The sequence below is a fragment of the Vannielia litorea genome (assembly GCF_019801175.1).
GTDB lineage: Bacteria > Pseudomonadota > Alphaproteobacteria > Rhodobacterales > Rhodobacteraceae > Vannielia > Vannielia litorea_B.
Genome location: NZ_JAHVJR010000002.1, coordinates 37,660 through 50,548 on the forward strand (window position 1 = coordinate 37,660; position 12,889 = coordinate 50,548).

Annotated in this window: 11 protein-coding genes; 5 read left to right on the plus strand and 6 right to left on the minus strand. The window is 64.6% G+C overall.

The genetic code is table 11. The annotated features are described in order from the left end of the window. Positions 1-5 precede the first annotated feature (5 nt). Together KUV38_RS15635 and KUV38_RS15640 are read right to left on the minus strand one after the other, a co-directional pair. The gene (locus KUV38_RS15635) at positions 6-635 is read right to left on the minus strand and encodes a phospholipid-binding protein MlaC (RefSeq protein WP_222471149.1); all 630 of its coding nucleotides are present in this window, start codon (positions 633-635) and stop codon (positions 6-8) included. Next, positions 610-1,380, minus strand: a complete 771-nt coding sequence (locus tag KUV38_RS15640; RefSeq protein ID WP_222471150.1) for a VacJ family lipoprotein — start codon at positions 1,378-1,380, stop codon at positions 610-612. The genes KUV38_RS15635 and KUV38_RS15640 overlap by 26 nt, the downstream gene beginning before the upstream one ends. A gap of 162 nt (positions 1,381-1,542) precedes the next feature. On the opposite strand from KUV38_RS15640, the gene KUV38_RS15645 reads away from it, so the two are divergent. Together KUV38_RS15645 and KUV38_RS15650 are read left to right on the plus strand one after the other, a co-directional pair. Continuing rightward, positions 1,543-3,279 carry a type I secretion system permease/ATPase gene (locus tag KUV38_RS15645; protein ID WP_222471151.1) on the plus strand — a complete coding sequence of 579 codons (1,737 nt, stop codon included), beginning with the start codon at positions 1,543-1,545 and terminating at the stop codon, positions 3,277-3,279. Continuing rightward, positions 3,276-4,565 (plus strand): HlyD family type I secretion periplasmic adaptor subunit, encoded by a 1,290-nt coding sequence (locus KUV38_RS15650; protein ID WP_222471152.1) that lies wholly within the window; start codon positions 3,276-3,278, stop codon positions 4,563-4,565. Before KUV38_RS15645 ends, KUV38_RS15650 begins: the two co-directional genes overlap by 4 nt. A 16-nt stretch (positions 4,566-4,581) precedes the next feature. Here KUV38_RS15650 and KUV38_RS15655 read toward each other — a convergent pair whose 3' ends face one another. The 4 genes from KUV38_RS15655 to KUV38_RS15670 form a co-directional block, all read right to left on the minus strand. Beyond that, positions 4,582-4,815 carry a hypothetical protein gene (locus KUV38_RS15655; RefSeq protein ID WP_222471153.1) on the minus strand — a complete coding sequence of 78 codons (234 nt, stop codon included), beginning with the start codon at positions 4,813-4,815 and terminating at the stop codon, positions 4,582-4,584. Between the two features lie 93 nt (positions 4,816-4,908). Next, positions 4,909-6,465, minus strand: coding sequence for a murein biosynthesis integral membrane protein MurJ (gene murJ, locus KUV38_RS15660; RefSeq protein WP_222471154.1), 1,557 nt, complete (start codon positions 6,463-6,465; stop codon positions 4,909-4,911). A gap of 70 nt (positions 6,466-6,535) precedes the next feature. Next, positions 6,536-9,364: a [protein-PII] uridylyltransferase gene (locus KUV38_RS15665; protein ID WP_222471155.1), complete on the minus strand. Its 2,829-nt coding sequence runs from the start codon at positions 9,362-9,364 to the stop codon at positions 6,536-6,538. Beyond that, positions 9,324-10,511: an ABC transporter substrate-binding protein gene (locus KUV38_RS15670; RefSeq protein ID WP_222471156.1), complete on the minus strand. Its 1,188-nt coding sequence runs from the start codon at positions 10,509-10,511 to the stop codon at positions 9,324-9,326. Before KUV38_RS15670 ends, KUV38_RS15665 begins: the two co-directional genes overlap by 41 nt. Before the next feature lie 80 nt (positions 10,512-10,591). Here KUV38_RS15670 and rsmI point away from each other — a divergent pair, with 80 nt between their 5' ends. The 3 genes from rsmI (at position 10,592) to gshB (ending at position 12,878) form a co-directional block, all read left to right on the plus strand. Beyond that, positions 10,592-11,482, plus strand: coding sequence for a 16S rRNA (cytidine(1402)-2'-O)-methyltransferase (gene rsmI, locus KUV38_RS15675; protein WP_222471157.1), 891 nt, complete (start codon positions 10,592-10,594; stop codon positions 11,480-11,482). Further along, positions 11,482-11,871: a YraN family protein gene (locus KUV38_RS15680; RefSeq protein WP_222471158.1), complete on the plus strand. Its 390-nt coding sequence runs from the start codon at positions 11,482-11,484 to the stop codon at positions 11,869-11,871. The genes rsmI and KUV38_RS15680 overlap by 1 nt, the downstream gene beginning before the upstream one ends. A 62-nt stretch (positions 11,872-11,933) precedes the next feature. After that, positions 11,934-12,878 carry a glutathione synthase gene (gene gshB, locus KUV38_RS15685; RefSeq protein ID WP_222471159.1) on the plus strand — a complete coding sequence of 315 codons (945 nt, stop codon included), beginning with the start codon at positions 11,934-11,936 and terminating at the stop codon, positions 12,876-12,878. Positions 12,879-12,889 lie beyond the last annotated feature (11 nt).

Genomic DNA, 12,889 nt, shown 5'->3' on the forward strand with positions numbered 1-12,889 from the left:
CGCCCTCACGCGCGTTTGAGATCCGCGATCAGCGCGTCGATCTTGCCACCGCGCCGGTCGAGCATCGCCCCGATTTCGGTGCGCTCGGTCAGCAGCATGTTCACATCGGCGATGAAGAGGTTGAAGAACTTGTGGCTCCCGCTCTTGTCGCTGACGAAGAACGTCACATCGAACGGCGCACTGCCGCGCAGAACCGCCATGGTATCGACCTCGATCCAGTTCTTCACGCTGCGGGCGCCCTTCACCTCGATCCGGCCCCCGATGAACTCGCGGAACCGCCGCCCGTACTTGCGGGAGATGTAGCCAGAGAACGCCTGAGTGTAGGCCTGCATCTGCGCCTTCGAGGCACTGCGGGCCGCGGAGCCGAGCGAGTAGAAGGAGATGTAGTTGAGATCCGAGTAGCGCACAAAGATGCGCTGGAAATCGCCATACATCGCGCGTTCGGACTTGCCCGAAGCGATCACCTTGTTGATGTCGTTGACCGCTGCCGTCACAAGTTGCTGCGATGCGCCGGCCGAAAGCGCGAAGGCTTCGCGCGGTAGGGTCAGCGCGGACGCGGTCAGCGCTGCGGCTCCGGTCAGAAGGCTGCGCCGGGTCAGGATGCCGGTGTCATTGGCCGCCGTAAAAGTCTTCATAGGAATCGTAAACCTCGTCTGCCTCTGCTTCTGCCGACGCCGTATCGCCGGCCCGTCCCCTGCGGTTTTGCAGGTAGATGATCCGCGCCTGAGCGTAGCTGTCTGCACTGTCATATAGAACAGAATCGACGGTTTCCGAATACTTTGCCCGATCACCGGCGCGTGAGAGCACCTTCACGCCCGCGATTTTTCTCTGGTCTTCCGCCTTGATGACACCCTGCAGCGGGTTGAGCACGGTATCGAGGATCTTGCCGGCCACGTCGCGCTCGGTCGACGGGCCAAGGATGGGCAACTCGATGTAGGCCCCCTCCGGCACGCCATGCTTGGCGAGGGTCAGGCCAAAGTCGGTGGCATCATCATGGAGGCCGATTTTGGTGGCCGGGTCGAAGAGCCCGCCAACGCCGACGGTCGTGTTTACCACCACGCGCCAGAAGTTGCGCATGGCGCTTTCCATGTTGCCTTGCAGCAGGTGGTTCATCATGTAGCTGGGCTGGCTGAAGTTGGTCGAGAGGTTCGACAGGCCCTGCGTCACCGGCGCCGGAACAGCCTTGCCGATCCCGCCACCTTTGCCACCGCCAAAGGTACGATCCACCCCCTTGTTGAAGGCATGAACCTTGCGGTTCTGCTTCTCGTAGGGGTCAAAGATCGCCTCGCCTGATGTGTTGGGCGTGCAGCCCGCCAAAAGGGTGGCGAGGGTCAGCAGCAGGACGGTCCCGCTGCGGCGAAGGTTGGCTCGATGAAACAATGGAATTCTCTACCAGTTATTCGTATCTTGGCGCTTACAGTGGGCGGGCAAGATCATGCTCGCGTCTTCGGGGCAGAATAGCCGTCGCGGCTGTGGGTCACAACCGGCGGAAGGCGGCAGGCCTGAAGGCAATGCGCGGGCGGGAGAAGGAGAGCGACGGATATGCGCATGTCCGATACGGCAAAAGGGCTGGCCGAGCTGCGCGCCGCCCGCGCCAAGGCACGTGGCCTGTTTCACTCGGTCTTTCTGTTCTCGATCTTCGTCAACCTGCTGATGCTCACCGGCCCGCTCTTCATGTTGCAGGTTTACGACCGGGTTCTCGGCTCGAGGTCTGAAGAAACGCTGGCCGCCCTCTTCGTGCTGGTCGCCTTCCTGTTCCTGATGATGGGCCTGCTCGACTATGCCCGAGGCCGGGTGATGGCGCGTGTCGCAGCGCGGTTTCAACGCGACGTGGAGGGGCGCGTGTTTTCGGCCGTTCTGGCAGCCGAGAGCCGCTCACCCGGCAATGAACTGGCCGCGAGCGGGTTGCGGGACCTCGACAGCGTGCAGCGGTTCTTCGCCTCACCCACCCTGCTGGCGATCTTCGATGCGCCGTGGACACCGCTCTTCATTGCCGCGATCTTCCTGTTTCACCCCGCGCTGGGGCTGCTTGCGGTCGGCGGCGGCGCGGTGCTTGTGGCAGTAACCCTGCTGAACCAGACCCGCACCCGCCGCCCCGCACTTGAGGCAGCAGGCCAGCGCGAAGCGACCGAGCGGATGGCCGACCAGATGCGCACCGAGGCCGAGACCATCCAGTCTCTCGGCATGCGCGGCTCAACTTTTGCCCGCTGGCAGAACGCCCGGCAGGCCTCGTCCGACCGCGCGTTGGTGGCCTCCGACCGGGCGGGCGGATATGGCACCACGACCCGCACCCTGCGCCTTTTTCTGCAATCGGCCATGCTCGCACTCGGGGCATACCTCGTTCTGCAAGGCTCACTCACCGCAGGGCAGATGATTGCAGGTTCCATCCTGCTCGGCCGCGCTCTTGCCCCCATCGAGCAACTCATCGGCCAGTGGGAAACCGCAAGCCGCGCCTCCAAGGGGTGGAAATCGCTTGGCCAGCTTCTCACCGCCGTACAGGCTGAGAAACCCCGCACCGAACTGCCCACACCGCGCGCCTTGCTCGATGTGAGCCAGGCTACCGTCGTGCCACCCGGCGAGAGCCAGGCTTCGCTGCGGATGATCAGCTTCCGGCTCGAACCGGGGCAAGCCATGGGGGTGATCGGGCAGTCCGGCGCGGGCAAGAGCACTCTGGCCCGGGCGCTCACCGGTGTTTGGCCCACGGCGGGCGGGCGCATCCGGCTCGATGGCGCCTCGCTCGACCAGTACGACCCCGACACGCTTGGCCGTTACATCGGTTACCTGCCGCAGCGGGTCACCCTGTTCGAGGGCACCATTGCCGAGAACATTGCCCGGCTGTCGCCCCAGCCCAACGCCGAGGCCGTGGTCGCCGCCGCCAAGAAGGCCGCCGCACACGATATGATCGTTAAGCTGCCGAACGGCTATGACACGCCGGTCGCCGCAGCCGGTGGCCGGCTCTCCGGCGGGCAGGTCCAGCGCATCGGGCTGGCGCGCGCGCTCTACGGCGATCCGGTAATTCTGGTTCTGGATGAGCCCAACTCCAACCTCGACAATGATGGCTCGGAGGCGCTTAACAAGGCGATCCGCGCCATGAAGGCCGCCAAGAAATCGGTGCTGATCATGGCCCACCGCCCCGCCGCGATTCAGGAGTGCGATGTGCTCATGGTGCTGGATGGTGGCCTGCGAAAGGCCTTTGGGCCGCGTGATGAGGTGATGAAGCAGATGGTTAAGAACCACGCCGAAATTTCGCGCTCCACCGGCAAGGGAGGCGTGACATGAACCTCTCTGCTCGTCGCCCGCTGATTCTTGGTTTCATTGCCCTGCTCCTGCTGATCGGCGGCTTTGGCACATGGGCCACCTTCTCCAACATCTCCGGCGCCATCATTGCCAGCGGCCAGATCGAGGTGGAGCAGAACCGGCAGATCGTTCAGCACCCAGATGGCGGGGTGGTCGACAAGGTGCTGGTGGTCGAGGGCGATATCGTCGCCGCCGGCGAAGTGGTGATCCAACTCGATGCCTCGGAACTCACCTCCGAATTGGCCATCGTGGAGGGTCAGCTGTTTGAGATCATGGCCCGCGCCGCCCGGCTGGGTGCCGAGCGGGACGAGGCCGAGTCGCTGGAGTTCGCCAAGGAGCTCTCGGACCGGGCCACGGGATGGCCGGAGATTGCCGAGTTGGTCGAGGGCCAGTCGCGGCTCTTTGAGGCCCGTAAGGAGTCGCTCGCCAAGGAAGCCGAGCAACTGGCCCGCCGGAAGGGGCAGATCGACAATCAGGTGGAGGGAATCGACGCCCAGAGCGCCTCGCTCACCCGCCAGCTCGAACTGATCGAGAAAGAGCTCGAAACCCAGCGCGGCCTCTTCGACCGGGGTTTGGTGAGCTATGACAAGGTGCTGACGCTGGAGCGCGAACAGGCGCGGCTTTCAGGCGAGATCGGGCGGCTGAGCGCCTCTCGTGCAGAGGCCGAGGGCCGGATCACCGAATTGGATATCGAGATTCTCAAGCTCGCCGCCGACAGACGCGAGGAGGCGATTACCCAACTGCGGGATATTTCGGCGCAAGAGGCCGAGCTGATGGAACGGCGGCAGGCGCTGAACGTGCGCCTCTCACGGCTCGATATCCGGGCACCCGTGGCCGGCGTCGTCTACGGGCTGACGGTCAACACCCCCCGCTCGGTGATCCGGCCCGCCGACCCGGTGCTCTACCTCATCCCGCAAGACAGGCCGCTGGTCATCGCCGCGCGGGTCCAGCCGATCCACATTGATCAGGTCTACGTCGGGCAAGATGCGGTTCTGCGCTTTCCCGCCTTCGACAGCCGCACCACCCCCGAACTCTCGGGCAAGGTGATGCAGGTCTCCGCCGATGCCTTCACCGATGAGCGCAGCCAGTCCACGTTCTACCGCGCCGAGATTCGGCTGAACGAGGGCGAGATGAGCAAGCTGGCGGGCAAGGCGATCTTGCCCGGCATGCCGGTCGAAAGCTTCATTCGGACGGAAGATCGCAGCCCGCTGGCCTATCTGGTCAAGCCGTTGACAGATTACTTCAACAAGGCGTTCCGCGAGAGTTGAGGCTCTGGATGGCGCCTTACGGCAGAACCACCGAGCGGCGCACATTGCCATGCCACTCCGGCGTCGGCTGGGCAGCAGCAGCGGCTTGCGATGCCTGAAGCCGCGCCGCGTAGTCGGGCGCATTGGCGATGAAAAGACCAAGCATCACGCCAATGGCGAGGGCGACAATCAGGCTGGGAAGATGCTCGGTAGCCACTAACCGTGGGCGCGGCAGCCTATGGGCAGGAGAAGCAATATCGGTGACGGTCATGGGGCGTTCCTTTCAGGGATACCGCCAATGTAAGCCTTGCGCCGACCCAACAGAAATGAATTGTTTTTACGATACCCATCAATGAGCTTGATATCAGCGCTCCGCGCTTCCGCGCCTGCGCATGGCGGATTTCAACTCGCTCAACCGCAGCGCACCTGTGACGTGGGCGGCGGCGAAGTAGCTGACGATTCCGCTCATCACCAGAGCCAGCAACGCCCAGTATCGGACGCCTGCCGTGTAGAGCGCCTCGCCCAGCGCCCATTCAGTCGCCAATAGCACCGCCCCCATCAGCGCAGCCGATAGCGCGATTCGCGGCAGCCGGGCGAGCAACCGTGCGTCCACCTGTGCCGCCGCGCCCATCTTGCGCGACCCGCGCCAGAGCAGCAGCACCATCGCCCACCCCGCGACCGTGGTGCCCAGCGCCGCGCCGACGAACCCGAAGGTAAGGGCAAGGCCGATGGCAGCCACCGCGTTGACCACCATCGCCACGAACGCGTAGTTCATCGGGCGGCGAGTGTCATGGCGGGCGTAGTAGAGCGGTTGCAGCACCTTCTGCAGGACAAAGGCGGGCAACCCGAGCCCGTAGGCCGCGGTGGCCAACGCCGTTGCTTCGGCGGCCTCGGCATCGAACGCGCCGCGCTGATAGAGCACCGAGCAGATCGGCCCGGCGACCAGCACCAGCGCAACGGCAGCGGGCACCGTCAACACCAGCGCGAACTCCGTGGCGCGGTTGAACCCATCGCGCCCGGCCTGCTCATTCCCGGCGGCAAGGCGGCGGGACAGCTCGGGCAGAAGCACCACACCAATGGCGATGGCGACCACCCCCAAGGGGAGCTGATAGAGCCGATCCGCAAGGTTCAGATACTGGATCGCCCCGTCATAGAAACTGGCGACCTGACGGCTGACCAGCAAGTTCACCTGCAACACCCCGCCTGCCAGCGCGGCGGGAGCGGCGATGATCGCGAGGCGCTTCAGCTCGGGAGTCATCCGCGGCATTCGCGGCACCAGCCGGAACCCCGCGCGTGAGGCGGCGACCCAAACCAACGCCATCTGGGCCACGCCCGCAATCGGCACCGCCCAAGAGAGGGTGAGGCCAAAGTCCCAGCCACGTGCCGAGGCTGTGAGCATGGCCGCAACGAGGATGACGTTCAGCAGCACAGGTGCGGCGGCGGCCGCGGCAAACTTGCCGGTGGCGTTCAGCACGCCCGAGAGCAGGGCCGCCAGCGAGATGAACAGAATGTACGGGAAACAGATGCGCCCGAAGGTGGTGGCAAGGTCGAACCGTTCATCCTCGGCAAAGCCCGAGGCCATCGCCAATACGAGCCAAGGCATGATGAGCTGCGCCAGGAGGGTGAACACGATGAGCACGCCCGCCAGCCCGGCAAAGGCATCTCGGGCGAACCCCTGCGGGTCATCGCCGCTCTCGAGCTTCTTGGAGAAGATCGGAATGAAGGCGAGATTGAAGGCGCCTTCGGCAAAGAACCGGCGGAACATGTTGGGCAGGGTGAAGGCGACCACGAAAGCCTCAGCCACCGGCCCGTCGCCCAGCCTGGCAGCGATGAGAATATCGCGGGCAAACCCCATGACGCGGCTGAGCAGCGTCCAGAGTCCGACGGTCAGAAAGCCCTTGATCAGGCGAATGGGTTGCATGGCGCTGCTCGGTTCGTTTTGGCGCGATCATACAGGGGCGGGAGGGCCGGGGGAATGGAGATTGCCCGACCTACCCGTTTGCCCTGTCAGTCCCCGCCTGCACGGCCTCTTTGAGCTTCGCCTCTAGCGCCTTCTGCTTGCTCTCCGAGTGGATCTTCAGCCCGAACATGTCTTTCACATAAAAGCTGTCGACGGCCTGTGCGCCATATGTGGCGATGACCGCAGAGGCGATTTGCAGGTTCCGCTCCGAGAGGGTGCGGGCAAGATCGTAGAGCAGGCCGGGGCGGTCGCGGGTGTCGACCTCGATGATGGTGTAAATCTCCGAGCCCTCGTTGTCGAAGCTGACCGTGGTGGGGAAGCGGAAGCTCTTTTCGCGCTTCTTGAACTTGTCCTTCTTGGTCAGCTCGGCGCGAGCCAGAACCTCTCCCTTCAGCGTACGCGAAATCATGGCACGGAGCCGGTCGAGTTTGCCCGCAGAGTAGGGGTTGCCCTCGGCGTCCTGAATCCAGAACACCGGCGTCGCGTAGCCGTCCTTGGTGGTATAGGTCCGGGCGTCCACCACGTTGGCCCCCACGAGTGCCAAGGCCCCCGCGATGCGGGCAAAAATACCGGGGTGGTCGGCCAGGGCAAAGGTGGCCCGTGTGGCATCGCGGTCGTCATCCGGGGTGAGGTCGATGCGAATCTCATCATCCCCAAGCCCTTGCAGCAACCCAGCGATGATCACCTGCGTCTGGGTCGAGAGACCTTGTAGATAGGGGTCGTAATGCCGCGCCAGCTCGGCACGCACATCGGCCTTGTCCCAGCCCTCCAGAGCCTCGCGCAGCTCACGTCGCGCCTCGGCGCTCTGCTTGTCGCGGTTCAGGTCCTCCAGCCCATTCTCGAGCCCGTCGGCGGTTTGCCGGTAGAGGTTGCGCAGTAGCTGGGCCTTCCAGTTGTTCCACGTCTCCGGGCCGACACCGCGAATGTCGCAGACCGTGAGCACGGTCAGCAGATCGAGCCGTTTCTTGGTTTTCACCGCACGGGCGAAGCTGCGAATGGTGCGGGGATCGGAGAGGTCGCGCTTTTGCGCCATGTCCGACATCAGCAGGTGGTAGCGCACCAGCCATTCCACGTCCTCCGCTTCACGCGGCTTGAGGTGAAAGCGGGGCAGCACGGCGCGGGCAATTTTGGCACCCAGAACAGAGTGGTCTTCCTCCCGGCCCTTGCCGATATCGTGGAACAGTAGAGCGAGGTAGAGCACCTTGCGGTTCACACCCTTCTTGAGGATGCGGGAGGCCACGGGCAGGTCTTCCACCAGTTCCTCGCGCTCGATCTGGGCGAGCTGGCTGATGCACTGGATGGTGTGCTCATCCACCGTGTAGCTGTGATAGATGTTGAACTGCATCATCGCCACGATCGGGGCGAACTCTGGGATGAAGGCCGAGAGCGCGCCAAGCTCGTTCATCCGGCGCAGCGCCCGCTCGGGGTTGCCATGCTTCACCAGCAAATCGAGGAAGATGCGGGCGGCCTCCTTGTCGCCACGCATGTCATCATCGATCAGGTCGAGATTGGCGGTGATGAGTCGCATCGCATCGGGGTGGATCAGCAGACCTGTGCGCAGGGCCTCTTCGAAGATCCGCAGAAGGTTCAGCTTGTCTGCCAGAAACTTCTTTTCATCCTTCACGTCGAGCCGGTTCTGCCGCACGGCATAGCCCGGCTTCACCTTGCGGCGGCGGAGCAGCCCCATGAGGCCCGGCAGCTGCTTGGCGTGATCGGCCTCGAGTGCGGTGAGGAAGATGCGGGTCAGCTCGCCGACCATCGTCGCGTGGCGGAAGTAATCCTGCATGAAGTGCTCAACGCCCCGGCGGCCCGGGCTGTCGGCATAGCCCATCCGCTCGGCAACCTCGATCTGCATGTCGAAGGTCAGCTGGTCAGCCGGACGACCGGCGATCAGGTGCAAATGCGCGCGCACCGCCCAAAGGAAGTTTTCGGCCTGCTCGAAGGCCCAGTATTCCTCCGGGGTAAAGACGCCAAGCGGCACGAGATCTTCGATTTTGTCCACGTGGTGGATGTATTTGGCGATCCAGAACAGGCTCTGAAGGTCGCGCAGACCACCTTTGCCCTCCTTCACGTTAGGCTCCAGCATGTATCGCTGGCCACCTTGCTTCTTGTGTCGCTCGGAGCGCTCATCGAGTTTGGCCTCGATGAACTCCTTGCCGGTGCCCGCAAACAGGCCCTGATGGAGCTTGGTGTGAAGCTCCGCCTCCAGCGCCTTGTCACCGGCGAGAAAGCGCAACTCGATCAGCGAGGTTCGGATCGTGTAGTCCTGCTTGCCGAGGCGCAGGCAATCTTTCACCGTGCGGCTGGCGTGGCCCACCTTCATGTGAAGATCCCACAGGATGTAGAGCGTGCTCTCGATCACGCTCTCGGCCCAAGGGGTGATCTTGTAGGGGGTGAGGAACAGCAGGTCGACATCCGACTGCGGGCTCATCTCGGCCCGGCCGTAGCCGCCTACTGCGCAGAGCGCGAGCCGCTCCGAAGCGGTGGGGTTGGGCAGCGGATGCAGGAAGCGCCGGGCAGCCCAGAAGGCTGTCACCACAAGCCCGTCGGTCAGGTAAGCATAGGCATGCACCATTTCGCGGGCGCGCAGTGGGTGGGCCTCGAAGGCCGCGCCAATATTTGCCCGCCCGGCCTTTGCCGCTGCGTTCAGGTGCCGCGTGATGAGGCCGCGCAGAGCCATGGCATCGCCGCCTGCATCCCGGCACTCGGCCTCTATGGCCTCGGCTAGGACTGCAGGGTCGATGATCTCTTCCGGCGGGCACAGGAGCGCGCCGGAAGGGGTGATCGGGTCTGGCAGGTGCGGGCTGGCAGGCTGCCGGTCAGAAACCGGCTCCGCCAAAGCTTCTTGGGGCTGGGTCAATGACAACGACCTGATTGTTTCGGATTTGGGCGATGGCGAGGCCACGCTGGTTGGTGCCGTCGCCGCGGAGCCGGAAGATACCGCCGGTGCCGACAAAGCCCGAGCCCTGGGTCAGGGCGCCACGGGTCAGCGCATCGGCGCCGCGGCGCTCAACGAGGGCACCGATTGCGGCGATCCCGTCGAAGGCGAGGCCGGCGATCGGGTGCGGGCTGCCCCCGAAGCGGGCGGCGTAACGGTTCTGGAAGCTGGTGTAGAGGTTGTTATCCGGCAGGGCGAACCAGGCGCCCTGAAGGCCGGGCTGTGTCAGCGCTTCGGCCGGAATGTCGAGGCGGCCAAGCCCGATGAATTGGGTCGCCGACGGCGAGAGGCCAGCCTCGGGCAACAGCTGCGCGAGGAAAGGCATCGCACCGTCATTGGTAGAGGTGAAGAACACCGAGGTCGCGCCCGAAGCCTTGGCCTGAGCAACGATGTTCGGCACCGCCGCCACAAGCCCCTGCTGGCTCAGCTCGAACGAGACGGAGCCCGCGTTGCTGGCGCCGCTGTTCCGAATCGCCTTTGCAATGGCGTCGCGGCCGATTTCCTCGGCAACCGAGCGGGCATGCACGGTGAAGATGTTGCCTTTGCCCTGACGCCGGGCGTAGGAGACCAGCCGGTTGGCGGTGTTCTCGAAGGTCGGGCCGAGGACGAACACATTGCCGCCCGCGATCTCCGGGTTATTGGAGAAGGCCAGCACGTTCACGCCCTCGTCGGCCACAGCCACACCGGCGGCATTGGCCGCTTCGGAGTAGACCGGCCCGAGGATGATCTTGGCACCGGCATTCACCGCCGCCTGCGCCTGCCGCGCCGCGGTCGCCGCATTGCCGGCGGTGTTGTAAACCTGAAGGTCGATCTGCACACCGTCGAGATCGGCGATTGCGAGGCGCGCCGCGTTTTCGAGCGCCTTGGCCAGCACGTCATCGCCCGAGCGCCCGGAGCCGCCCGGCACCAGAAGCGCCACCGGAACGGCGCGGCTTGCGTCGATCTTCGGACCGGAGTTGCCGCCAACACCGCCAAGCGCCGCCGGGTCACAGGCAGCCAGAAGCGCAATGGCGCCAACGGCAAGGATCTTGGCCGCCAGGCGGCGGGGTGTCGTCAAGACGGCGAACATGGGATACTCCTTCAGAGCCTCGGGGCTTCGGTGTCAACAGCCGGGTTCGAACAATTCTAACATCTGCGGGAGCCAAGTAAATGTCTGAGCCTTCGGGAGGACCAGCCTGGCGCAAGACCCCGCTCGCGGCGGGCCTCTATTTCGTGGCGACCCCCATCGGCTCGGTGCGTGACATCACGTTGCGGGCGCTGGATGTGCTGGCCTCGGCGGAGGTCATCGCCGCCGAAGATACCCGCACGGCCCGCAAGCTGCTGGAGCTGCATGGCGTCCCGCTCGCCGGGCGTAGGTTGATCGCCTATCACGACCATTCGACTCCGGCAGCGCGGGACGGGCTTTTGAGGCTCGCCGCCGAAGGGGCCTCCATCGCCTATGTGAGCGAGGCGGGCTCCCCGCTGGTGGCCGATCCGGGCTTTGCGCTGAGCCGCGAGGCCGCCGCGCGGGGCATCCACATGACCACCGCCCCAGGTCCCTCGGCAGCCATTGCGGCGCTCACCCTCTCAGGCCTGCCCTCCGACCGCTTCACCTTCGTCGGCTTCCCGCCTTCCTCCGGCGGCCCGCGGAAGAAGTTCATCGAAGAGATCGCCGGGCTGGAGGCCACTGTGATCCTCTACGAATCCCCCAAGCGCGTTAGGGGATTGTTAGACCTTCTCTGCAACCATGCAGGGAAGGACCGCCCGGCAGCGCTTGCCCGCGAGTTAACCAAGAAGTTCGAGGAGGTTCGCCGGGGCTCGCTTGCGGAGTTACTCGTCTCGGTCGATGACAACCCGCCCCGCGGGGAGATCGCACTAATCCTTGGCCGGGCGGAGGCTGTAGAGGCCGATCCGCAGGCTGTCGATGCAGCGCTACGCTCGGCAATGGCGCGGCTCAGGGTCAAGGATGCCGCCGCCGAGGTGGCCGCCGCATACGGGCGGCCGAAGCGTGAGATGTATCAGCGGGCACTCGAGTTGGCCCGCTCTGATGGAGACAGTTGATGCCCTTTGACCTCGCCCCAAGCCCGGCACGCCGCCAACGCGGTCGGCGCAACTACGATGCAGGGCGCATGGCCGAGGATTCCGTTGCGCTTCATTACGAAGCACAGGGCGTGAGGATCGCCGAGCGCAGATGGCGGGGCGAAGGCGGCGAGATCGATATCGTGGCCGAAGCGCCGGACACGGTGGTTTTTGTCGAAGTCAAACAAAGCCGCACCTTCGACAGCGCTGCCGAAGCCATCACACCGCAGCAGGTTTCCCGCATCATGGCCGCAGCCTCCGAATACGTGGGCCGGTACCCCACTGCCCTCTCCACCCCGATGCGCTTCGACCTCGCACTAGTGAATGCACGCGGCGAGTTGCGCATTCTCGAAGGGGCGCTCTGCGCCTGAGCCGTTGCAACTCCCTGCCCGCTCCGCCATGAGAAAGGAGCAGAAGCTTGAGGGGGTGCGCGATGAAGGTCGCCTTTCAGATGGATCCGATCGGCAGCGTGAACATCAACGCCGACAGCAGCTTTCGACTCGCCGAAGAGGCACAGGCGCGGGGATGGGAACTGTTCTACTACACCCCGGACAAACTGTCTTGGAAACAGGGCAGGGTCGTCGCCCAAGGCTGGCCGCTGGAGGTGCGCCGCGTCGAAGGCGACCACTTCAGCCTTGGCGAGCTAGCTGAGATCGACCTGGCCGAGATGGATGTGGTCTGGCTCCGGCAGGATCCGCCGTTCGACATGGGCTACATCACGACCACCCATCTGCTTGAGCAGATAGGCGGTAAGACACTCGTGGTGAACGACCCCTTCTGGGTGCGCAACAGCCCCGAAAAGCTGCTCGTGCTGAACTTCCCAGACCTAACTCCTCCCACCCTGATCGCCCGCGACCTAGATGCGCTGAAGGCCTTTAAGGCTGAGCACAGCGACATCATCGTGAAACCGCTCTACGGCAACGGCGGCGCGGGCGTCTTCCGGCTCGGCCCGGACGACCGCAACCTTGCCTCGCTGCACGAGCTGTTCACCGGCATCAACCGCGAGCCGCTGATCGCCCAGAAGTTCCTGCCCGCCGTCTCGAAGGGCGACAAGCGGGTAATTCTGGTGGATGGAGAGCCGGTTGGTGCGATCAACCGGGTTCCGCTGGAGGGCGAAACCCGGTCCAACATGCACGTCGGTGGCAAACCGGTGAAGGTCGATCTGACCGAGCGCGACCGCGAGATCTGCGCCCGCATAGGCCCGCTCCTGCGGGAGCGCGGACAGGTGTTTGTGGGGATCGACGTGATTGGCGAATGGCTCACCGAGATCAACGTGACCTCCCCCACCGGCATTCAGGAATTGGAGCGGTTCGACGGCATCAATGTCGCCGCCCAGATCTGGGACGCCATCGATCGCGGGATTGCCACCAAGGGCTGAAGGCGGAACAC

Excerpts from the sequence above, each read along its gene's own strand:
- KUV38_RS15635 (WP_222471149.1), bottom strand. The coding sequence starts at position 635 with ATGAAGACTTTTACGGCGGCCAATGACACCGGCATCCTGACCCGGCGC.
- murJ (WP_222471154.1), bottom strand. The coding sequence starts at position 6,465 with ATGCAACCCATTCGCCTGATCAAGGGCTTTCTGACCGTCGGACTCTGG.
- KUV38_RS15680 (WP_222471158.1), top strand. The coding sequence starts at position 11,482 with ATGCCCTTTGACCTCGCCCCAAGCCCGGCACGCCGCCAACGCGGTCGG.
- KUV38_RS15650 (WP_222471152.1), top strand. The coding sequence starts at position 3,276 with ATGAACCTCTCTGCTCGTCGCCCGCTGATTCTTGGTTTCATTGCCCTG.
- KUV38_RS15655 (WP_222471153.1), bottom strand. The coding sequence starts at position 4,815 with ATGACCGTCACCGATATTGCTTCTCCTGCCCATAGGCTGCCGCGCCCA.
- KUV38_RS15670 (WP_222471156.1), bottom strand. The coding sequence starts at position 10,511 with ATGTTCGCCGTCTTGACGACACCCCGCCGCCTGGCGGCCAAGATCCTT.
- gshB (WP_222471159.1), top strand. The coding sequence starts at position 11,934 with ATGAAGGTCGCCTTTCAGATGGATCCGATCGGCAGCGTGAACATCAAC.
- rsmI (WP_222471157.1), top strand. The coding sequence starts at position 10,592 with ATGTCTGAGCCTTCGGGAGGACCAGCCTGGCGCAAGACCCCGCTCGCG.
- KUV38_RS15645 (WP_222471151.1), top strand. The coding sequence starts at position 1,543 with ATGCGCATGTCCGATACGGCAAAAGGGCTGGCCGAGCTGCGCGCCGCC.